This window comes from Paenibacillus brasilensis, assembly GCF_009363115.1.
In the GTDB taxonomy this organism is placed as follows: domain Bacteria; phylum Bacillota; class Bacilli; order Paenibacillales; family Paenibacillaceae; genus Paenibacillus; species Paenibacillus brasilensis.
In genome coordinates, this window is record NZ_CP045298.1 from 1,034,472 (window position 1) to 1,056,482 (window position 22,011).

At 45.0% G+C, this 22,011-nt stretch carries 20 protein-coding genes, 1 tRNA gene and 2 pseudogenes; 8 read left to right on the plus strand and 15 right to left on the minus strand.

What is annotated here, in order from left to right; all coding sequences use genetic code 11:
- Positions 1-48: 48 nt before the first annotated feature.
- From GCU48_RS04740 to GCU48_RS04755, 4 genes are all read right to left on the minus strand, one after another.
- Positions 49-1,335 (minus strand): MFS transporter, encoded by a 1,287-nt coding sequence (locus GCU48_RS04740; protein WP_152379237.1) that lies wholly within the window; start codon positions 1,333-1,335, stop codon positions 49-51.
- A gap of 84 nt (positions 1,336-1,419) precedes the next feature.
- Positions 1,420-2,187: a CPBP family intramembrane glutamic endopeptidase gene (locus GCU48_RS04745; RefSeq protein WP_081752212.1), complete on the minus strand. Its 768-nt coding sequence runs from the start codon at positions 2,185-2,187 to the stop codon at positions 1,420-1,422.
- A complete protein-coding gene (locus GCU48_RS04750) occupies positions 2,171-3,304 on the minus strand; it encodes a helix-turn-helix transcriptional regulator (RefSeq protein WP_152379238.1) in 1,134 nt (377 codons plus the stop codon). The genes GCU48_RS04745 and GCU48_RS04750 overlap by 17 nt, the downstream gene beginning before the upstream one ends.
- A gap of 303 nt (positions 3,305-3,607) precedes the next feature.
- Positions 3,608-3,829 (minus strand): hypothetical protein, encoded by a 222-nt coding sequence (locus GCU48_RS04755; protein WP_231503764.1) that lies wholly within the window; start codon positions 3,827-3,829, stop codon positions 3,608-3,610.
- 428 nt (positions 3,830-4,257) lie between these two features.
- On the opposite strand from GCU48_RS04755, the gene GCU48_RS04760 reads away from it, so the two are divergent.
- The 3 genes from GCU48_RS04760 to GCU48_RS04770 all read left to right on the plus strand — a co-directional run bounded on the left by GCU48_RS04760 (position 4,258) and on the right by GCU48_RS04770 (position 7,638).
- Positions 4,258-4,668, plus strand: a complete 411-nt coding sequence (locus tag GCU48_RS04760) for a lactococcin 972 family bacteriocin (protein WP_152379239.1) — start codon at positions 4,258-4,260, stop codon at positions 4,666-4,668.
- A gap of 98 nt (positions 4,669-4,766) precedes the next feature.
- A complete protein-coding gene (locus tag GCU48_RS04765; protein WP_167518646.1) occupies positions 4,767-6,995 on the plus strand; it encodes a bacteriocin-associated integral membrane family protein in 2,229 nt (742 codons plus the stop codon).
- Between the two features lies 1 nt (position 6,996).
- Entirely contained in the window at positions 6,997-7,638 is a 642-nt protein-coding gene (locus tag GCU48_RS04770; RefSeq protein WP_152379241.1) for an ABC transporter ATP-binding protein, read from the plus strand.
- A 25-nt stretch (positions 7,639-7,663) separates the two neighbouring features.
- Here GCU48_RS04770 and GCU48_RS04775 read toward each other — a convergent pair.
- Positions 7,664-8,633: pseudogene (locus GCU48_RS04775) on the minus strand (LacI family DNA-binding transcriptional regulator).
- 171 nt (positions 8,634-8,804) lie between these two features.
- Between GCU48_RS04775 and GCU48_RS04780 the strand changes: the two are divergent.
- Positions 8,805-10,150, plus strand: a pseudogene (locus tag GCU48_RS04780) (6-phospho-beta-glucosidase).
- Positions 10,151-10,392: 242 nt separating this feature from the next.
- Here GCU48_RS04780 and GCU48_RS04785 read toward each other — a convergent pair.
- Positions 10,393-10,466 (minus strand) — tRNA-Arg (locus tag GCU48_RS04785).
- A gap of 172 nt (positions 10,467-10,638) precedes the next feature.
- On the opposite strand from GCU48_RS04785, the gene GCU48_RS04790 reads away from it, so the two are divergent.
- Positions 10,639-10,932 (plus strand): magnetosome magnetite crystal formation protein family, encoded by a 294-nt coding sequence (locus GCU48_RS04790; protein WP_025717540.1) that lies wholly within the window; start codon positions 10,639-10,641, stop codon positions 10,930-10,932.
- A gap of 304 nt (positions 10,933-11,236) precedes the next feature.
- On the opposite strand, the gene GCU48_RS04795 is transcribed toward GCU48_RS04790, so the two are convergent.
- Positions 11,237-11,596 (minus strand): hypothetical protein, encoded by a 360-nt coding sequence (locus GCU48_RS04795; RefSeq protein ID WP_025717538.1) that lies wholly within the window; start codon positions 11,594-11,596, stop codon positions 11,237-11,239.
- A 163-nt stretch (positions 11,597-11,759) separates the two neighbouring features.
- Between GCU48_RS04795 and asnB the strand changes: the two genes are divergently transcribed.
- On the plus strand, positions 11,760-13,604 hold the full coding sequence (gene asnB / locus GCU48_RS04800) for an asparagine synthase (glutamine-hydrolyzing) (protein WP_152379242.1): 1,845 nt from the start codon (positions 11,760-11,762) through the stop codon (positions 13,602-13,604).
- Positions 13,605-13,754: 150 nt separating this feature from the next.
- Here asnB and GCU48_RS04805 read toward each other — a convergent pair whose 3' ends face one another.
- The 3 genes from GCU48_RS04805 to GCU48_RS04815 form a co-directional block, all read right to left on the minus strand.
- A complete protein-coding gene (locus tag GCU48_RS04805) occupies positions 13,755-14,387 on the minus strand; it encodes an XTP/dITP diphosphatase (RefSeq protein ID WP_152379243.1) in 633 nt (210 codons plus the stop codon).
- Positions 14,387-15,148 (minus strand): ribonuclease PH, encoded by a 762-nt coding sequence (gene rph, locus GCU48_RS04810; RefSeq protein WP_152379244.1) that lies wholly within the window; start codon positions 15,146-15,148, stop codon positions 14,387-14,389. The genes GCU48_RS04805 and rph overlap by 1 nt, the downstream gene beginning before the upstream one ends.
- A 93-nt stretch (positions 15,149-15,241) precedes the next feature.
- A complete protein-coding gene (locus GCU48_RS04815) occupies positions 15,242-16,300 on the minus strand; it encodes a GerMN domain-containing protein (protein ID WP_152379245.1) in 1,059 nt (352 codons plus the stop codon).
- A gap of 151 nt (positions 16,301-16,451) precedes the next feature.
- Here GCU48_RS04815 and GCU48_RS04820 point away from each other — a divergent pair, with 151 nt between their 5' ends.
- On the plus strand, positions 16,452-17,009 hold the full coding sequence (locus tag GCU48_RS04820) for a phosphatidylglycerophosphatase A family protein (protein WP_152379246.1): 558 nt from the start codon (positions 16,452-16,454) through the stop codon (positions 17,007-17,009).
- Positions 17,010-17,048: 39 nt separating this feature from the next.
- Positions 17,049-17,513, plus strand: a complete 465-nt coding sequence (locus tag GCU48_RS04825) for a GNAT family N-acetyltransferase (RefSeq protein WP_152379247.1) — start codon at positions 17,049-17,051, stop codon at positions 17,511-17,513.
- A 107-nt stretch (positions 17,514-17,620) separates the two neighbouring features.
- Here GCU48_RS04825 and GCU48_RS04830 read toward each other — a convergent pair whose 3' ends face one another.
- The 5 genes from GCU48_RS04830 to GCU48_RS04850 form a co-directional block, all read right to left on the minus strand.
- Complete coding sequence (locus GCU48_RS04830; protein WP_152379248.1) at positions 17,621-18,406, minus strand: SDR family NAD(P)-dependent oxidoreductase; 786 nt, start codon at positions 18,404-18,406, stop codon at positions 17,621-17,623.
- A gap of 112 nt (positions 18,407-18,518) precedes the next feature.
- Complete coding sequence (locus GCU48_RS04835; RefSeq protein WP_152379249.1) at positions 18,519-19,151, minus strand: TetR/AcrR family transcriptional regulator; 633 nt, start codon at positions 19,149-19,151, stop codon at positions 18,519-18,521.
- Between the two features lie 216 nt (positions 19,152-19,367).
- Complete coding sequence (locus GCU48_RS04840) at positions 19,368-20,003, minus strand: NAD(P)-dependent oxidoreductase (RefSeq protein ID WP_152379250.1); 636 nt, start codon at positions 20,001-20,003, stop codon at positions 19,368-19,370.
- An 82-nt stretch (positions 20,004-20,085) separates the two neighbouring features.
- Positions 20,086-21,105, minus strand: a complete 1,020-nt coding sequence (locus GCU48_RS04845; RefSeq protein WP_152379251.1) for an MBL fold metallo-hydrolase — start codon at positions 21,103-21,105, stop codon at positions 20,086-20,088.
- 22 nt (positions 21,106-21,127) lie between these two features.
- Positions 21,128-21,910, minus strand: a complete 783-nt coding sequence (locus GCU48_RS04850; RefSeq protein ID WP_025717526.1) for a class I SAM-dependent methyltransferase — start codon at positions 21,908-21,910, stop codon at positions 21,128-21,130.
- Positions 21,911-22,011: the final 101 nt, after the last annotated feature.

Consider the following 22,011-nt stretch of genomic DNA (forward strand, 5'->3'; position numbering starts at 1 on the left):
GACTTTCTCGACAGCCTGAAAATCCGGCTGGGTGTAAAGCTGATTTTACTACTTGATCTTCTGCGGGCGTATCCAAAACATAATTGGAATCAAAAGAAGAGAAAGGAAACTGCCTGCATAGGCTAGCGTAGCATAACTGGAATTTGCAACTACCATGCCAGATAACGCTCCTCCAGATGCGCCTGCTAATGCAATCAATACATCCACAACTCCTTGCACTTTGGCCTGATTAGATGTTTTGGTTGAATCTACAATCAGAGCAGTTCCACTAATTAGTCCAAAATTCCAGCCCAGTCCCAAGAGAGAAAGAGCAACAATTAGCATAACCATCGATTCAGAAGGCGCAAGAGCAGCTATAACTCCTGCAACTAACAAAGTTAAGCCAGAAGCCGCCGCCATTACAGTCCGCCCTACTTTATCTACCAGAATACCTGTAATTAGAGATGGCAGATACATAAAACCAATATGAAAACCGATAACCACTCCAACTTCACTCAATCCATGTCCATGATGTGCCATATGTATGGGAGTCATCGTCATAATCGCTACCATGACAATTTGAGTCAATATCATAACTAAAGCACCGAGAGTAATTCCTCCACGTCCATTATAAGTTGCTGTATTGGCTAAAGAAGATTTTGCTTCTGTATCTACCTTATGCGCAATAGCATATGCAACCAGCAGAGGATCAGGGCGAAGAAACAACAATAGAACAATTCCTGCAAAAAGATAAGTAACTGCTGATAAAAGAAAGGGTCCTGCTAAACTGGGAACTCCGATCGAAAGGGCGAGTCTGCCAGTTGCCTCTACTAAATTCGGCCCCGCTACTGCTCCAATTGTGGTAAAAACCATAGCCAGACTTGCAGCAGTGGCCCTCTGTTTAAAGTTCGCTAGGTCTGTACCTGCGTAACGAGCCTGTAGATTGGTAGCTGCTCCCGCTCCGTAGATAAGAAGTGAAATTAAAAGTAAGACAATGCTATTGGCAAGAGCTGCCCCAACAACGCCGATCGCTCCTATTCCTCCTGCAATAAAGCCCAATCCTAAACCCATTCTTCTACCCAATCTTTGGGAGAATCGACCAACAAGTAAAGCGGCTACTGCTGATCCTAGTGTAAATAAAGCTGTAGGAACGCCACTGAACTTATCGGTACCCAGCATATCCCGTGCTAATAATGCCCCGACTGTTACTCCAGCCGCAAGACCGGCACCACCAAAAATTTGCGAAATAATTACCGTAATGATTGTACGGTGATATAACTTTCTTTGCTTTTCAGGAGAATCCACGTATGTTTGTATAAGATCCTGCTGCTTTCTTGAAATATTAGTTATAGTCATAAAATGAATATCCTTTCAAGGTCCTCGGCCGGATGATTTATAAGGCTCAATTGATGTGATGGCTTGTATAAACCTTTATTGCTACTAAAGTAGGAGGTATAACAAAATAACATGATGAATAACATGCGCCAAAGCGTGTGCCATCATCGCATATTGCAATCCCAGCTTCCGATACAGCCAACCAAAAACCATACCAAAAATGCCGTTGAGTAAGAAGCAGCGGATTAGAATTAAGGTGTTCAGACCACCAAACGCCGCAATCGTTGCCGGAATATGTCCTGCTGCAAACAAAAGTGCTGATACAATGTTGGCAACTACAAATACCCATACTGGGATATTCTCTTTTTCTTTGCTGCGGGCAAACAGCTTCCAAAAGATAAAAGCAGCCAATGACATGAAAAATAATCTCATCATAATTTCTTCTATTACTCCACCGTAAATAACCGAGACGGCCAGATAGATTAGCGAATAGCTATCCTTCGTATAACTTGCCGCAACTTCGGGAATCATTTTGGCGAAAAAGAAATAATCCGATAATAAAAGCAGACCAGCTATAATGCTAATAAATAAAGTAATCAGCGTACTTTTTTTTGTAAAAGTCAGCTTTTTCAGCAGGTTTACCTTATCAGCTAAAATATACCCCAAAAATCCCATAATACCAGTATATAAAATGCCCGTCTGAATACCTGAGACTATAATGTATACTTCTTTGGACATCTGAGATAGGATCTGGTTAATCATTTCTTCATTCAGCGTAGCGATGTTATGCATTCCTATCAGTACTCCACCAATAATACCGATTGGTAACATACAAAGTGAAAATTTCAATGCACGCTTATAAATGTTTCCCATTTTCGTTCATCTCCAATTTGAATTTTAAGGTTCCAACAATACTCTTATATCTCGGCAGTTCTGCCAAGACAGCAAATGCGGGATTTTCTACAATACCTTGTATCATGCTTGCTTTGACTGTCTCTTCATTACGAACGATCTTTGATCCTAGCTTGAATTCCTTGAGCCAGTCGTCAATGACATCAAAATAAGAATCACCATGCAAGTCATATAGAGAAAAATCTAAAGTACAAATAGACAAATACTTTTGCAACATATCCAAGGCGGTTTCGTGATTACCCTGCATGCAATACACCTGTGCAGCCGTATAGTATACCTTTACCATCGTATTGGGATGTAGCTCCTCTAGGTCATAAGCATCTGCAAGAGCAAAAGTGCGTTGCAAGATTTCCTCTGTTTTTTCTACCTTTGACGCATTTAGGAGTAGATAAGACGGTACTCCTGAAGCCAGTAATAACAAGTGCTGATACATACTAATCTGCATGACTTCATTGGCCTTTTTCACGTTTCCCATCATTTGATACGCCTGTGCTACCATTTCATCAACCGGAGAATGTGGACGGAGGGTTTCACCAAGTAAATCCAGGACCTCCTGCGGTTTTTGTAACATAAGATAACAGGTAGCTTCCAATGATACTGCATCTTTGGTAAGCGAAACATCCTCACTTTCTGTTTTCACCCGAATACATAGGCTGACAGATTCTTCAAGCATTTTCGTCCGTTTTTCCGGCTCTGCCGCCAGCATATGATGATTGGTAAGCAATAACGCCATCTGAAGCAGCAGAGGAAAACAGGAATAATATTTTTTTATGATCCCACTGCACTCTGTAATCACTTCATCAAAGGGCTTTTCAGTAAAATCAGAGGCAAGTCTGTGATACAACTTTTTAATATCTTCCTCTGTCATTTGAGGCGCATATCCTATTAATTCATCGATGCTGATATTAAAATATGCCGCCAATTGAGGAAGAAAGGTAATATCGGGATAGCTCTGTCCCGTTTCCCATTTTGAAACAGACGCTTTTGTAACACCTATAAATGCTGCCAGCTCATCCTGCGTAATCCCTTTTTCTCTGCGCTTTACAATAAGTGTTTTAGCAGTATTGATTTCTTTCATTTCATCACCTCCGTTATAATTATACGGATTATGGCCACACAAACTATGGATTTAAAGTTTATTTCCGTTGATAAAATCAACTACAGAGAAACTCAAGATCATTTCTTAATTACAATCATATCGTAATGGGTGACAATTCAGCGTATTACTAGCTATGGTAAGATGAAGTATCTTGTTACCAAATAAAAAATGACATAAGATAAGCCCTTAAATAAGGCCCTCCAATGTCATTGATCTAGAATCTTTTACTAAGCATGATCTGATATCTTTTTGATTGAAACAAAATATACTTAAATGAATTTGCTACTTTTCGGCAGCATGAGCAATTCCTTGATAACGGTGAGCAAGGGCTTTGTGATAATACTCTTGTTCGGCAAACTGAAAAAACAGCACTGGATTGTTGGCATTAGCCATTTTCATCCGTTCGAAATGCTCCGCCTTTACAAAGTTTTCACCGGCGAGTTGATTAGGATCGTTAGACGTATTCATATCGCGATAAAAAGTTGTATTGTACAAAATAAGCACTCCCTGTCTGGTTTTGATGTGTAGTTAAAATACTATATGGCAAACACCCTGTTTTGGGCACATGATGAGAGCCCAAAATTGGCGGGACCCCACTCCCTTCAAATATCAACATGCATCAACGGTCTTTTTTCAATATTTGCATAACAAGCCAGCATCCTGTCAAAATCAGGTAGTCGCTCGCTCAACTAATTTGAACTCCAAAGGATGTATATGCCAGCTAAATGCAAGGTTGAAGCCACTCATTCGAAGGTACAGACAATCCGAATATATAATGACAATTATTGATTTATTTCTCTTTATTCGACATTAGATTACAATAAAAGTTATTTTTCGCTATATACTATTTTCCTAAGTAAGAGTACAATAAAAATTGTAATTTCCGGAAATTACATATTAATTTTATTTTATTCATTTAGGAGGAAGTAAAAATGAAAACAAAACGTGCTCTAGTTGCTTTATTTGCTGCTGCTATGCTAGTTGTTTCTGCCAGCCAAGCCATGGCCGAAACTAATAGCAATCTAACAAGTGGTTCTGTGGATCTTACTAATGCTCCTCTTCAGAATGAATCGGTTACTCCGTTTAAAGTTACTACTGCTGTAGATGCAGGGGGAGGACAATGGGATTACGGAACAAGTCCCGTGTTCGGCTGGGGAATATCAAAGCAAGTATGGTCTAATTACAATCATCCTAAATACTATCATTCTTCTTCCTGCTCCATCGGAACAACTGAAAGTCACAGTGGCTCTCAAAGAGGAGGGAATACCGCTTACTCTAGTGCTACTGGAGAAAGAGATGCCAAAACCCATGCTTACTGGAAAGTAGAAGACGGCGTGGAATAAATTTTGACTTAAACTTTTTTTGTCAGGAGATTATCGGGCTATAGGATAATCTCCTGAGCTCTTCTACAGACATATATTTCCTAAAAGGAGCATTAGATTTGAAAAAAATAGCAGTGTGTTTCTTGATAATTTTGTCAATCATTTCATTTTCAATAATATATATTCAAACAGATATAGATCAATTCAATGATATAGCACATCTGGAGCGTTCTATTGCTAGGGAATTTTCTATTCCAGAAGCTTCACTACTAGCCAATCCGCTTGAATTCTATCCGATACTTGCTAAAGCAGCGAGAGAAGCCCAAGTTAACATTATAAGAACAGGTATTAATTACAAGCCTGACAACCAAATTGAAATTGTAAAATACGTTTTGCTGTACAGTGACTCTCAAATCTATAATAAAATACGGATTACAAGCGGCAGAAAATTAGCTCCACAAGATATGGAAAATGGAAAATATTTTTTATCATCTGTACAAACACATAATGCTAACCAAATTGGAATGATACAGGACTTTGGACAAAATGATCAAATTACTGTTCAACCGCTTATATTATCCTATCAACATTTACCTACAGCGGGTGTGTATTATGTAGAAACGACAGAACCACAAAAATTCAAATATTTTTTGCAATTATTATCGAAGCATTTAAACGATCAATTCAAATTAACCCATTCTAATTTTAGAATTAAATCCGACACCTTAATGTCCCATGTTAAAAATCTGGATACTCCAAAAAATTCTCCTTCATTGATAACACTTACCCAGATTCAATATGGGCTATTTCTTTTGATTCTGATTTTTCTAGTTTATTCTGTGTTTAACCAATCCAAAATGATAGGCATTTATAAATTACACGGAATAACAAATTGGAGAATATGGTTTAACCTCCTGGGGAAAATCATTATTATTTCAGCTATCGTGTCCACTTTTTTTTGCGGGATTTTTTCTTTGCTCATTCCCAATGCAGGTCTTCTTTTTGCTATAAGCGCTATGTTATTTATGCTTCAAAGCTACATTATACTATTGTTCATTTCATTCATTCCATTTATATATGTATATAGGTTGACGATCAACCAAATCATAAAAAATCGTAAACCAACTCAAGGTATTTTTATATTGAATACCGTTGCAAAACTAATTTTCTCCATACTTATCATCGTGTCGGGTACATCCTTAATTACCCAATATCATGAGTTCAAAAATCAGCAGCAAAATTTAAAAGGTTGGGAGAACAGTAAAGATTATGGCACGTTTTATCCCGTGTTTACCGGATACGACCAGCATGATATGAGAACGGGGAGTACAGGTTTTGATGAGATTACAGCAGATCATTTATACCCTATTGTGAATAAAATGGGTGCTTTGCTTATCAATGCCCGGCAATATGAAGAAACTGCATTAAAACTTGATTCCGATTATAAGGGGATACGCACAGTAAAAGTCAACAACAATTACTTACAACAATATCCAGTCTATGATCTGCATCGAGAAAAGGTTTCTGTATCTGAAAATAATAAGCATTGGCTTTTACTCGTACCTGAGAAGTACCGAAACAAAGAAAAAGAAATTAAATCCTTTTTTATAGAAGATCGAAAAATGCTCTTTGATTATGAACGAAAAACCTATAAACACCAAGTAGATAAACATTTAGAAAACCAGACCATTGAAATCATATGGTTAACCAATCATCAACTTTTGTTCAGTTTTAATCCCGATGTCTTCAAATCAGAACATAATTTTATTCTGGAGCCTATTATTGAAGTGGTTACTGAAAAAAACAGTTTTATAACAGATTGTACAGGTATTCTTGGCAACGGCGGAACGGACCCGCTAAAAATCAAACTCGTAAACCGGGATACTGCTCAGACTTACAAGGCATTAGAAGCGGAATTAAAAAAGTTGCATATTGATGACAACCTAAAATATATAGTGACCGTAGATCAGTACATTTTAACACGAATATACGCTTTACAGGATGGATTAAAGCTGCTATCTTTGATCATTTTCGGCATTACGCTAGTTTTGTTATTTCTCATAGCACAAAATTTAATATTGTTGTTTAACAAGTATGAGCAAACCTTTATCATCCGCAAACTGTTCGGCTTTGGTTTTTTCAAAACCTACAGAGAATTTATTAGATGGTTTATAGCAACCTGGGCCATACAAGCTACTATTGCCGTATGTTTTTCTCCGACATTTGGTGTTGAGTTTCTTGTCGTGCTTGCTTTTTTCATAACTGTTGAGCTTCTAGCCAGTGCAATCACAGTGGCACTCATCGAACGTAAAAATAGAATTTCAGTATTGAAAGGTGGAACGTTATAAAATGGTAAATAACATATGTGAGCTGATTAATGTCAGCAAAAAGTATGGAAATTATTCTGTGCTTCGGCATATTAACATGTCTATAGCCCAAGGAGAAATGATCGCTATAACAGGAAAAAGCGGAGCTGGGAAAACAACCATTTTAAATACCATCGGGATGCTAGAGCAGCCTGACGAGGGCAGCATTAAACTGTTTGGTAATGATCTCCCCCATCCACGCTCATCCCACGCTGTCAAGCTATTAAGAAACCACATCTCATATTTGTTCCAAAATTACGCATTGATTGACAATGCTACAATAGATGCTAATTTGGACGTTGCGTTGGCCTATTCAAAAAAATCTAAATCCGAGAAAAAGCTTCTAAAAATCAATGCTCTTTCCCAAGTCGGCCTTAACCTGTCCCTTAAACAAAAAGTTCATGAGCTTTCCGGCGGCGAACAGCAACGTGTAGCCATCGCACGGGTGATTTTGAAACCGTGTGAGTTAATCCTCGCAGATGAACCAACAGGGTCGCTGGATGGCCATAATCGGGATGATATCTTAGCACTTCTGCAACAATTAAACTCAGAGGGGAAAACATTAATTATTGTTACTCATGACTCTGCGGTTGCCCAGGCTTGTAGTCGAATCATAAATATATGATGGATTGTAATAGGCGCAGGAGAGATCAGGTAGTCGCTCGCTCAACTAATTTGAACGCCAAAGGATGTAATTGCTCCTGCATCCCCTCGAGGGTATTTCGAATCATGATGAACGCATTTTCCGCTTGTTTATCAATGGGGTAATGAATGGTGGTTAAATCAAGCAAATGCGATATTTCTGTGTTATCAAAGCCCACCACTGCAACATCACTTGGGACAGAGACACCGAGCCTACGCGCTTCGGTTAAAAGCCCTGCTGCCAAATAATCGGTAGAACAAGCAAACGCATCCGGCTTGTTGGGCTGTCCTCTCCACCAGTGAGCGATTTGTTCACCTTCTGCTATTGAATTTAAGCCATAAAAGTGCGGGAAGGCCTTAGCGTCCAGACCATATTTTTTGCAAAAATCATGATAGGCCCGGATGCGTTCCTTCGTATTTAGTCCCTTCAATTCCCATATACGTTCACAATGCTGCGATAGCCTTTGGCATACAGATGCTCCAACGTGAGCATATAGCCCTGATACTGATCCATAAATACGGACGGAATTGCCTCTCTATGTTCACACGCTGCCATGTCACAATGGGGCCGTATTTGGTATAATGCTCGATCACACTCCACTCATTGACACGAATCATGAAAACCAAGGCATCCAGTTGCTTTCTCCGCAGCAATTCTAATGCCTCAAGCTCCCGATCCCTCACGCCGTTCGTAATAAACAACGCTATATTAAAGCCATGCTCCTGAGCATACATGGTAAATCCACGCACAAATAAACCCAATGCATCATTAAAAGAAATTGAAACAATTCCTATGAGCTTGGTCATGCCCTTTTTTAAAGATACTGCATTTAAATTAGGAACGTAATCCAGTCGATCTATAACCTCCTGCACACGCTGTCTTGTCGATTCACTTATGTACGGATGGTTATTGATGACATGGGACACTGTAACCGAGGATACACCCGCGAGCTTTGCAATTTCATGGATATTCGCCACATTTCTCACCTCGTTCTTTCTATTTTAGTATGCTCGCGGCCTCCGCCCTATAATTGTCATCCTTTCACAATAAGTTTTTTAAAAGCGCGTGACCTGTAATGCATTACAGGGATTACAGTGAAATTGTGCTTAGGAAAGCGGTTTAAAAAACATACTCAGGAGGCAACAATCATGAAAAAAGGCTTAAAGATAGCAACCATCGGCGGCGGTCCAGGGGCTGTACTCCGGAATTAGTGGAAGGCTTTATCAAACGTTATGCAGAGCTTCCCATTCGGGAGTTATGGCTGGTAGATATTGAGGCAGGGCGCGAAAAGCTGGAGATCGTAGGGGCCATGGCCAAACGGATGGTCAAAGCAGCGGGCATTGATTGTGAAGTACATTTGACGCTGGATCGTCGGGAAGCCTTGAAGGATGCCGATTTTGTAACAACACAGTTTCGGGTAGGCTTGCTCGAAGCTCGGATTAAGGATGAAAGTATTCCTTTAAAACACGGCATGATCGGCCAGGAAACCAATGGAGCCGGAGGAATGTTTAAGGACTTGTGTACGATTCCCGTTATTCTTAGTATCGTCGAAGATATGAAAGAATTGTGCCCAAATGCGTGGCTGATTCATTTCACCAATCCGGCAGGAATGGTCACGGAAGCCGTGCTGCATTATGGTCAATGGGACAAAGTCATTGGTCTATGCAATGTTCCGATTGGCGCAATCAAAAGTGCGGCAGCGATGCTGGACACACCAGAAGAAGAGCTGTTTTTTAAATTTGCGGGCATTAACCACCTTCACTGGCATAAAGTATATGACAAATCCGGCGCTGAATTAACGGAGCAAGTCATTGAAGGATTGTACGCGCCTGGTGCAAAGCCGGAGAAAGTCGTCGAAAATATTAAAAACATGCGTTTCCTGTATGACCAAGTTCGTCAATTGAAAATGCTGCCTTGTCCTTATCATCGGTATTACTATATGACGGATAACATGCTGAAGGAAGAATTGGTGGAAGCCAAAAACGAAGGAACTCGGGGTCAAGTCGTCAAACGTCTCGAAGAAAGTCTGTTTGAACTGTATAAAGATCCGAATCTGGATTACAAGCCTGAGGAATTATCCAAACGCGGCGGTGCGCATTACAGCGATGCAGCCTGTGAAATTATCAATTCGATCTATAACAATAAAGGCACACTGATGGTGGTAATTACACGGAATAACGGAGCTATTGACGACCTCCCTTATGACTGTGCTATCGAAATTACCAGTGTGATCCGTGCCCATGGTGCGGAGCCTGTAAACTTCGGCAAATTCCCGCCTGCACAGCGGGGCCTGCTGCAACTCATGAAGGCAATGGAAGAGCTGACGATTGAAGCGGCGGTCACTGGCGACTACGCGACCGTACTGCAAGCCTTCACTCTAAATCCGCTTGTTCCAAGCGGTGACATTGTCCAAACGGTGCTGGATGAATTACTGGAAGCACATAAAGAGCATTTGCCGCAGTTCTTTGTCAATAACGGGAAGGCGACAGTGTGAAATTTATAATGCAAGCTATCTTGCCGGATATATGAAAAACGGCCGTTTCCTCCACTTTGAATGGGTCTCGGCCGTTTTTTTGTTATCCATGCCTAATATATATCCCAGGAGGGATACTCTCCCTATGGTCGAGACTGCGAAGCTTATGCTAACGAGGATTATGCCCTGGCGTCCCCAAAATGGGTTCTCATCCCACTGGAATGAAAAAAGCTTCCTAATTAGATAGGAAGCTTTTCTCTATACGTCCCAGGAGGGATTCGAACCCCCGACCGACGGCTTAGAAGGCCGTTGCTCTATCCAGCTGAGCTACTGGGACAAAATGTTATTTAGATAATGCTTATGTAATCAGTGCATTAGTTATTATACCACATTTCGGTTAACTGTCAAAAGCATTTTTTCATCCTCCAGGGAAACGACCGAGAAAGGAATCATTTGGACGCTAACGGGGTATTATGTACAAAAGGCTATGCTATAAAGGAGGGGTATCTTTGAAGGGTCTATTGTCGTCACTTTGTTATTTCAGTATTTTCTTCGCACCTTTTCTATTGCCTGTCATTGTGTGGATTGCAGTACGAGACGAATATGTACAGGGACATGCGAAAAAAGCCCTTTTATCGCATATTTTCCCCATTATTGCGGCGATTCCACTTGTGTATTTTATTGCAACAGCCAATCATGCAGGTTCTGTAATCGGGTTTGTACTATTATTCGTAGTGGTCTATCTCGGGGTTTTTGTCTATAACATCTACAAAGGGATTATGACACTGCGTGAAGCTGCATAGCACCAAAAAAGCCTCCTGCATTCCGCTTGTTAGCCGGAAGTGGAGGCTTCTTTGGATAACTGGATGATCAAACCTTATCCTTCCCGCCTATTTATTGCCAAAACGTTTAGGATTTCTTCGTACCTCATGCCTTACGTTTTTCTCCAGCACTTCTTCCGCAAACTCATTGTTATGAATATAACTGCTGCTTTTGTTCTTCTTATATTTCGGTTTGCCGTCTATGATTTCCCCCTCCTTTCACGCTGATTCTGTGATGATGCTGGAGTCCAAACCAACAGAAGCCGAGGCATAGCGCACCAAATTCTCATCCCCCGAACTCCTTGGCAAACTCCGTGCTAAGCTGCCCATAGGAGAGCAATTCCCGTTTAAACTTGTCCCGTTCCTCACCAGCGGTAATGTGTGTGGATTCGGTAAAAGCCTTGTCTGTCACTTCTTCAAATGCGGAGTGCAGATTATTGTCGTACCAATCCAGCTCCAAATCGGCGTCATTGCGGATGATCCGTACCATGTCATAGTCATTCTGACCGTCCTGCTGATTGTTGGCCGTGATATACACCAGCAATTCCGGGTCATCTGCCGCACCGGGCCGCACCTCTACCTCTGCGCAGCGCACTCCGTCGATTTCAGTGAAACGACGTATTTTGGCGTCCTTGATGTAGTACATTGGTCTCCCTCCTTCCTTGCGAGTAGACGGGTTGCCCCATCTGTAGTTTTCGGAACGGACAGACATTTTATGCTTCTTTTCGGCATATATACTGATGAACTGGGGATTTAGTTTTAATTCATTCCAACACTGGATGAACACGACAAAGAGAGGATGAATAGACATGTGCGGAATTACAGGTTTCATACAGTGGAACGGAGACTTGATGCATCAGTCGGAGCTGCTGCTGAATATGACGCAAACACTCTCCGATCGCGGACCGGATGCTGCGGGTACCTGGATATCCAACCCGTGTGCCTTCGGACACCGAAGACTGAGCGTAATGGACCCCGAAAATGGCGCTCAGCCTATGATCCGGCAGCTTGAGGATATCACTTATACGATTGTATATAACGGGGAATTATATAACGCGCCTGAGTTAAAAAAAGAACTGCAGCAGCGTGGGCATTTTTTCCGTACACAATGCGACACAGAGGTGCTGCTCGAGGCCTATATCGAATGGGGCCCCGAATGCGTGGATCGGTTGAACGGCATTTTTGCGTTTGCTGTCTGGGATAGTGGGCGACAGCAGGTATTTCTGGCACGGGATCGCCTGGGGGTAAAGCCGCTATTTTATAGCCACACGGAGAATGTATTCGTATTTGGCTCTGAACCCAAAGCGCTGCTTCAGCACCCTGCCGTCGAAGCGGTCGTTGACGCTGAGGGATTGGCGGAAATTTTTATCATCGGACCGGCACGTACCCCCGGACACGGCGTCTATTCGTCCATGAAGGAGCTGCGGCCCGGACAAACGCTGACCTACAACCGCGATGGCATGCACATTCAGACTTATTGGAAGCTGGAAAGCATTGCGCATGAGGATGACACGGAACAAACCGCGCTAAAGGTACGAGAGCTATTGCTGGATACGGTGGAGCGGCAGCTCATTTCGGACGTTCCGGTGTGCACCTTGCTGTCTGGCGGTCTGGATTCAAGCGCATTGTCCGCATTAGCTGTCGATTATTATAAGCGTACCGGGCAGGGACAAGTTCATACGTATTCGGTCGATTATGTGGATAACGACAAGCATTTTAAAGCCCATGCCTTCCAGCCCGGAGCCGATGCCCCCTGGATTCAGCGCATGGTGGATGAATTAGGCACAAATCATCACTGGATCGAATTCGATACACCCGAGGTCGTAGCGGCCCTGAACAACTCCACGCTAACACGGGATTTACCCGGGATGGCGGATGTGGATTCGTCGCTGTATCTCTTCTGCCAGGAGATTAAGAAAGGAGCGACGGTTGCCATTTCCGGCGAGGCAGCGGATGAAGTGTTTGGCGGATATCCGTGGTTCCATCGTGAGGATATGCTGAACTCAGGCACGTTCCCGTGGGCAGTCGCTCCCGATATGAGAGCCAGTCTGCTGTCTCCCGAGGTACGGGAATGGATCAAGCCCTTGGAGTACCTAAACGACCGTTATTCAGAGGCTATAGGAGAAGTGCCAAAGCTGTCAGGGGAAACAGGTAAAGCTGCGCAGATGCGTGTTATGTCCTATTTAAACATCACTCGTTTTATGCCTACACTGCTGGATCGCAAGGATCGGATGAGTATGGGGGCCGGACTCGAAGTACGGGTGCCGTATTGCGATCATCGGCTGGTGCAGTATGTATGGAACATCCCTTGGAGCATTAAGATGACAGGCGGACGCGAAAAAGGCATTCTACGGAAGGCGCTGGAGGGTATATTGCCGGATGATGTACTGTACCGTAAAAAAAGCCCCTATCCCAAAACGCATAACCCTTCCTATCTTGCCGCTGTGAAAAAGCAGGCGCTGGAACTGCTGGATGATTCCTCTTCCCCGCTGCTTAAGCTGATTGATACGCAGAAGGTGCGTGATATCGCGGCTTCGCCAGAGGCATCCACTAATCTGCCCTGGTTTGGCCAGCTGATGTCGGGACCTCAATTATTTGCGTATCTGACCCAGGTGGATAACTGGCTGCGAACCTACAAAGTCGCGATTCGGTAGGATTAGCTGACAGCTATAGCCGTTTGAAGCCGAAAGGGCGGCTAATTCAGAGTGCACAGGGAATAGACATGCAAAAAGGCTATCCGCTGCTCATCGCTGGCGGATAGCCTTTTTTATGTGTTCAAGCGGGTAGTCGATCCTACTGCAACGTTAAGCCTGCGGATTGCCCAGCTTTGTCATCAAATTACGCAGAGCTATCCCTCGATGGCTGATAGCCTGCTTTTGTTCCAGCGTCAGCTCGGCCATCGTCTTCTCGTACTCAGGCAAATAAAACAACGGATCATAGCCAAATCCGCCGCCGCCTGCGGTTTCTGTTGTAATCCAGCCATCCACCGAGCCGGTTGATTCCAACGTCTCCCCTGTCTGCGGATTATACAGAATTAAGGTACAGACGAATTGAGCCGAGCTTAGCAAGGGCTGTTCTGTATCATCACCCAGCTGCTTCGATTCCAAAACATCGAGCAGCTTAATATTGTTTTCGTGATCGCTGGCACCCTCTCCAGCATAACGGGCCGAGTATACGCCCGGCGCACCGTCCAGCAAGTCCACGCACAGGCCGGAATCATCGGCCAGCACGGGCAATCCAAGGGCATCTCCGACCGCTTTGGCTTTTTTCAGCGCATTCTCCGCAAACGTTTTGCCATCCTCAACCACATCAGGAATGTCGGGGTAATCGTACATGCTTTTGACTTCCTTGCCGAGCGGAGCAAAGGCATGTGCAAATTCACGCACCTTCCCTTTATTCTTCGTAGCGACAATGACAATCGGGCCGTCCAGTCGCATTAGACTCCAGCCCCCGAGCGTCCAGCCCCGATCTTATCAGCAATCGGTCCAAGCACTTCTTTTTGACGCTCGATCATTTGCAGAATCCCTTGTTCGCCCAAGCTAAGCAGCTGATCCAATTCGTTACGGTCGAATGGACTCTCTTCTCCGGTACCTTGCAGCTCGACATATTTGCCACTTCCAGTCATTACCAGGTTCATGTCTACCTTGGCCTTGGAATCCTCTTCGTAGTTCAGATCCAGCAATGCTTTCTCACCAACAACCCCTACACTGACAGATGCCAGAAAATCTGTAATCGGAAAAACAGGTAGCTTGTGCTGGGTGACAATTTTATTGACCGCAATCGCTAACGCTACGAATGAGCCGGTAATTGAGGTTGTGCGCGTTCCCCCATCGGCCTGAATAACGTCACAGTCCAGCGTAATGGTCCGTTCACCAAGCGCCTGCAAATTTACAACCGAACGCAATGCTCTTCCGATTAGACGCTGAATTTCCATGGTACGGCCCGTCAGCTTGCCACGCGCGGCTTCGCGCTGATTACGGCTATGAGTCGCCCGCGGAAGCATGGAATACTCTGCAGTCACCCAACCCTTTCCTTGTCCCTTCATAAAGGGAGGAACGCGTTCTTCCACAGTAGCCGTGCATATGACTTTCGTCTCGCCAACCTCTATAAAAACAGAGCCCTCCGCGTATTTATTTACTCCTGCTGTCAATTTCATCGGGCGCAGCTCATTACCGTTTCGTCCGTTAGATCTACTCATGCTTTTTCCTCCTACGTCGTATGCAACCTGTTCTTATATGTTTATTTTACCAAAGTGTGCAGGCAAAAGCACCCCAAGGACGATTTCACGCCCTTAAAGAGGAATTTCGTTAATGTGCTGCGGCTTGGCTACAGGTTCTCCATAATTCTGATTATTTTGTCCAATAACACTTTTCTCGCCATTCAGTTCAATCCGAATTTTCGTTTTAGCCGCATCCTCTGAATTATCTGCTACTGTCAGTACGACCGATTCCAGAAATTCCGCAGGTACCGCTTCTCCCTTGGCGAACATATCATCTGAAAGTGACACCGTAATTACGTTGTCCTTGGAACGTTCTACCGATTTTAGCGCTGTCTCCCCTGTCATCACTTCCTGTAATCCGTCCTCCAGCTGCGGCCCTTGAATCAATTGATGCAGCGCGGATTGGACACGATCCTTTTCCGGGCTGACCAGCCGCGTGACGGGCACATAATATTGAACTCCGGCAGGAGATGAGGATGAGAAATATACCGTAACCGGGCTGGAATCCAGCGGTGACACGCCATGACCAACCTCCAAATTAATGCCTACTGCGCGCGTCAACGGATGATCCAGCGGCGTGCCGTCAACAGGCATTTCGTTCAGCTTTTTGCCATCCACCCAAATCTGTACGCTCTCAATATCGGGGCGGTCGGTCAGAGTCCAGGTCAAGCTTTCCATTAATTTGCGTTCTTCCTGCGGCTTATAGTTTGCAAAAGATTTATTGAATTCAACGACAGCCAGCTTGTTTTTCTTGTCCACTGTCACACTCTTCACTTCTGTACCTTGGGGCAATACGCCTTTGAAACCCTCTGGCAATAATCCGGCATACGGCCCACCCTCAACCAGTGTTTCCAGCGCCGACTTGGCATCTGCCTGTACATCACCTGTAGCAATCGGTAAAGATATTGGGGCCAGCAAACCGTTATGATCTTGCAGAAAGACAGCTCTCAGTTGCCCGGTGCTCACCGTTTCTTTTCCGCTCACGGCCTTGATCATGGACTGCTCTAACGTGGACGGCGGGGGATCAATAGATGCTGACTCATTGCCGAAGAGACTGCATCCGGACAACAACAGGGGTAGGGACAGCAGCCCTGCTGCAGAGGTTATACGCCATGGGTGTTTTAGGTTCATAAGTGAAGTTCCTCCCTAACAATTTTGTACAGATTGTACTAATATGTATACGAGCCTCGCGTAAAAAATAACTACTTTTTAAGCTGACTGGACACACTGGTCATATCGCAGCAAAAATCAGAACCTATACGAGGAGGGGAACTACCGTTTTATGGATAAGAAAAAAGCACCTTATAGCCTGAATAGTAAAAAGGTAGCTGATGCCACCCGTGAATGGCTGCACAAGCGTGGTGTAAGCATGACTGAAATCGCAGAACTGGTCATGCTGCTACAGAAAGAATATTACCCAACTCTAACGATCGAAGAATGCATTGAAAATGTGGACAAGGTCCTGATGAAGCGCGAGGTTCAAAATGCAGTGCTCACCGGTATCCAGCTGGATATCCTTGCCGAACAGGGCGCTCTTATTCCCCCATTGCAGGATATGATTGAGAATGATGAGGGACTGTACGGAGTCGATGAAATTCTGGCCTTTTCCATCGTGAATGTATATGGCAGCATTGGGTTTACCAATTACGGTTATGTCGATAAACTCAAACCGGGTGTGCTGAAACGCCTGAATGATAAAAGCCTCGGGCCGATCCATACGTTTCTGGACGATATTGTCGGCGCTATCGCAGCTTCAGCCAGCAGCCGCATCGCCCATCGCAAACAGGCAGAGCGTGAACAGGAGCTTGGGGAAGAAAGCGCACCGCATACAACACGTTAGACAACAACAGATAGATACAGGGTAAGAGGAGAACTGGACATGACAGGCCTAACTGAAAATGTAAATGACAAATATACAATCCGCATGATGAGGGCTGATGATTACGATCAGGCTTTTGCACTATGGAACGGTTTGGAAGGATTGGGATTAAGCGAAGCCGACTCGCCGGAGCGAATTGCATGCTTTTTGCAGCGAAATGAAGGACTTAGCTATGTGTGTGAGTATGAAGGCAGTATCGTAGGTACGATTATGGCAGGACATGATAGTCGTAGAGGATTTCTGTATCATCTGGGCGTAGCTACAGAGCATCGCGGTCAAGGAATTGCCCCGTTGTTGGTGAATGAAGCATTGTCAGCTTTACTGCGAGAGGGCATAGATAAATGTCATCTATTTGTGATGGAGCATAATGAAGCAGGGCAACGCTTCTGGTCGGCCAACGGCTGGGAGAAGCGGGATGGAATTTTACTTTATTCCAAAGGGCTGGATTCCAGAAGGCTGGAGTAGCGAGCGTTTATTCATGTAAACAGAAATGTCAGGTCTGATACAGCTTAGAACCGATCAGACCTGGCATATGAAGTACACCTGATGCATTGCTATTACTTACAGCCCGCTTATTTTTGCGGTCGTAGCGTACGTTCTACAATTCCCAATGTGGCTTGACGGGAAAAAAATCGGGAAACCTGGGCGACCCAATAGTTTTGGCGACCGGAAATGATGTGACTTCGGCCTTTTTGAAATGCTCTTAGCGCATTTTTCACAACCGTGTCAGGCGTTTCTCTAATGCCAACAGATGCTTCACTTGCGTTAACAACATCAAAAAATGGAGTTTCTGTTGAACCTGGGCAAAGGGCAAGCACTTTTAACCCTCGTTTTCGATTTTCAGCCCAAAGCGCTTCGCTAAAGGAAAGCACGAATGCTTTGGTTGCTCCATAAACAGCCATATACGGATCGGGCTGAAATGCGGCTGTGGAAGAGACGTTGATGATTCCCCCATCCCGGTTACGCAATAAATCAGGCATAAAAGCATGTGTAATATCTACTAAGGCAGCGACATTGAGCATGATCTCCTCATGCTGCCTTTCTCCTGAGACCTGTTCAAAGTACCCATAAGTAGCAAAGCCTGCATTGTTGATTAAAAGATCCACCTTCAGCTGATGTTTTTGAACCTCCTGATGCAATATTTGTGGCGCCCCTGCTGCGGACAGATCAAGCGCAATCACTGTTGTCTTTACGTAATATTTTTCGGAAAGCTCTTTGGCGAGCGCCCTTAATTTCGTTTCATTTCGTGCCACCAATATAAGATTACATTTTTTAGCTGCGAGCGAATAGGCGAACGCCTCGCCAATACCGGATGAAGCCCCCGTGATCAGAGCCGTTTTATTTGCATACATAAACATGATGATGACCTCCATAGTATTGTTGTTTTTTTTCAGAAACATTGTTACCACTACTCTATAATGAACTGAAGCCATCTATTATGACGACCTCAGCACATTTCAAATCTTATAATTACAATGAGGGGACCTTACATGCAGCCAGTGTCTGCTTCATTGTAAATGCATAAATCTCTTTGGCCACAGAGGCATCCGAATAATGGCCTGCAAAATGCAGGTGTATAACCCCGTGTAAAGCAGACCACAGCATTCGGACGACCAGCAACGGATCTTGCTCCGCCAATTGACCCTGCTCCATAGCGTGTACGACGGTTTGCTGGAATCGGGACAGGGCTGTTGTCGTACCTTCCAGGCTCTGTTCATCCGGCTTGAAATCTGATAAGGCCCCGCCAAACATCATTTTGTAATAAGCCGAATGAAGCTGCGCAAATTCCCAGTACGCCCAGCTTAAGGCTTCCAAGTCAGTGAGTGTGTTTTCGGTGACGGGTACTTGCTGAAAGGCTCCCGCCAGCAGTCGGCATCCATCCAGGTACATCTCGTTGGCCAAACCATCTTTGCTGCCGAAGATATTGTAAATAATTTTGGTTGAACAGCTTAATTTCTGCGCAACCCGTCGTACGGTCACGGCCTCAGGCCCTTCCTCTACAAGAAGGATGCATGCGGCATCAATAACATTTTTACGAAGCAATTGCTGCTGCTGAAGCTTCACTTCCGAATAGGTTTTATAGGGCTGCGATGACTCAGACATGATTTACACTTCCTTTTACTTAGTTGTTGCTCTTTTGAAGATACTGCCATTTTCAATATAAAACCTTACTCGCGATAATGGAAACAATGTTTCCATTAAGAATCATAGTATTCTAATCCTGATGGTTTGTCAAATAAAATAGAACGCAAATAAGTAGATACACTTACCGCGCTCTCACTGAATGTTAAAAATAAAACTATGGTTGACGTTTTACGATCAGTAGGCAATGCCTACACGTGCATGTATAAATTCGTCGCTCTTCCATTGACGATAGGTAAAATCAGCCGTATCAGCGGTAGTAATTTGAGAACCGCCTTCAGGCAAAAAGTCTTTTTCCACACGATAAATTCCTGTCCGCGCACCGTCCGGCAGATAGGTTGGACAGACAATGGTCCAGTCCAGCGCCGAAGCACGCAGCAATTCGTACACTCGCCGATGCTCCTCTGCCGCACGGGTACTGCGTCGCCGAGTCTCGGACGACTCATACCGAAACATGCCCGGCTCGGTGCGACTTTGCAAAATCCCTGCTGTCCCTACCGTAATAAGACGGGCAACCGACTGCTTCTGCATGTGCCGGACCAGCAGGTCGATATTCACGGATAAGGTAGTAGCCCCATCCGTATTCAGTGCACTGATGACAGCCGACGCCCCGTCCGCCAGCGCTCGCGCTACATCCTCGGTATGGGTAGCATCCCCTTGCACGATCTGGAGCTGAGCCCCGTATTTTAATGCGTATTCCTCCAGCTTGCCTGGTGAACGGACAAGGGCCGTAACGGTATGGCCGTCCGCCAATGCGTATTCCAATATAAACCGTCCTACGCGTCCGGTGGCTCCCAGCAGCAGCAAATTCATAAAAGCCTCTTTCCCGGCATGCGTGCCGCTTTGTTATGTTGCTTAGTCTAGTTGCTATGTTCGGTTGCTATATTCGGTAGCTTTATGCGGTAACTATTCCCGGCAAAGGTATAAAGTGCGTAATCTGCCCCGTCTCGCTCATCCAAACCCGATCACGGCGTACCAGCTCCACCAGATGAGCCAGCGTCTCCGACATAGCAAACCGCAGTTGGTGTATCCCCAGCTTGCCACCAAACACGGCTATACATAGCTCGTAGGAGGTACTCCCCTCCGGCTGAATCAACTGCCGGAATTTCTCCAGCCGTTCTTCATGATGAGTCAGCAGCGCTTGCGTCCGTTCATGAAAAGTATCAAACGGATTGCGATGCCCCGGGTATGCCCATGCTACCTCCAGCTCGCGCAGTCGCTGCAAACCGTCTATATAAGACTGCAAGGGCTGGGCATCACTTCCGGGCAGCAGACTGATATTGGGCGAAATCTGCGGTAAGACCGCATCTCCGCACAGGATGACGCCGCTTATCGCCTCATACAAGGATACATGCCCGGGTGCATGCCCTCCTGTCTCAATAGGTTGCCAGCGGCGTCCGCCCAGCTCCAAACAGGCATTCTCCCTAATAGGAATGACCGTAATCTCAGGCTGTGGATTCACTTGCGAATACGCCTGCAGCATATGGGCTACCAAGCCGGGTACCTGCTCCAAAGGGAAGCCATGCCGGACAAAAAAAGCGGGAAGCGTATGCTCCATCGCAGCTGTCGATGCCCGGCCCCCCCACATCATTATTGCTTCCTGATGGCTTCGAGCCGACATATGTACGCGCGCTTGGCTTTGCTGCTGCATCCAGCCTGCCAGCCCGTAATGATCCGGATGATGATGAGTCACCACAATGTCCGAGATATCCGCAAAGGACATCCCTAGCCGCTGGAAGACATGCGCCCATTCTGCCTCTGTGTCCAAATTGCGCGGACCAGGGTCTACAATCGTAAAACCGTGCTGTCCCTTGAGCACATAGCTGTTCACCCAACGCAGCGGAAAGGACATTGATATTTTGACCTGAAAGCCCCCATCTATCCCTTCACACGGTGTAAGCTCTGGCAATTTCATGCTACCCATCCGCCTTTCCGTTTCAAACCCGCATGCCGACAAAAATCATTCGGGGTGAGGCGTCCTCGATATATTGATCTTCATTATAGCTTCCGTGCACCTGTTCTACGGATAATCCGGCTTGCTCCAGCAATGCCCGGAATTTTCCATATGGATATAGCTTCACCCGCTCATGGTACACCCGCACGGATTCTTCCCCTGCGGTAGTATCCAGACCAGCCGCAGCTTCAGCGGTCGCAGCCGATTCGGATGAGCGAATCGCGATCTGTTTTTTCACAAATCCATCCTCAATCACCCGATGCTCCTCAATCCAATTCCCTTCATCCTCGCGTGATGAATGTGGCACCAGATGGGCAGCTACATAGGCAGGGTTCAAATAATCTATGATAAAGCGCCCTCCCGGCTTCAACAGCCGATAAATTTCCTTTAATACTTCAAGCTGCTCTTCATCCTTCTCAAAATAGCCGAAGGAGGTGAACAAATTCACCACTGCGTCAAAGCTTTCATCCAGCGGTACGGCTCTCATATCGCCTTGATGCCAGCTTACCCGTCCTTCCGGATCAGCAGCATGCGCCTCTCTTAACAGCACATCGGACAGATCCACCCCCGTCACCTTATAGCCCGCATCGGCAAGTGCAAGCGAATGACGTCCCATCCCACAGCATAAATCCAATACGCTGGAGCCCTGCGGTAATTTGAGCCAAGAGATCATTTTCTGCACTTCCTGATAGGCTCCCTGAAAGTCGCGATGCTTGTATACCAATAAATAATCTTCCCCAAAGCTTTGCTCGTACCACTCTGCCATATCGTTTCTCCTCCATGGACTCATTTCACTCTATTACATATTATATTAGCTTTTTCAAACTGGAAACTCAAAAGCATTACGATTAAGGAAATGTTACAATA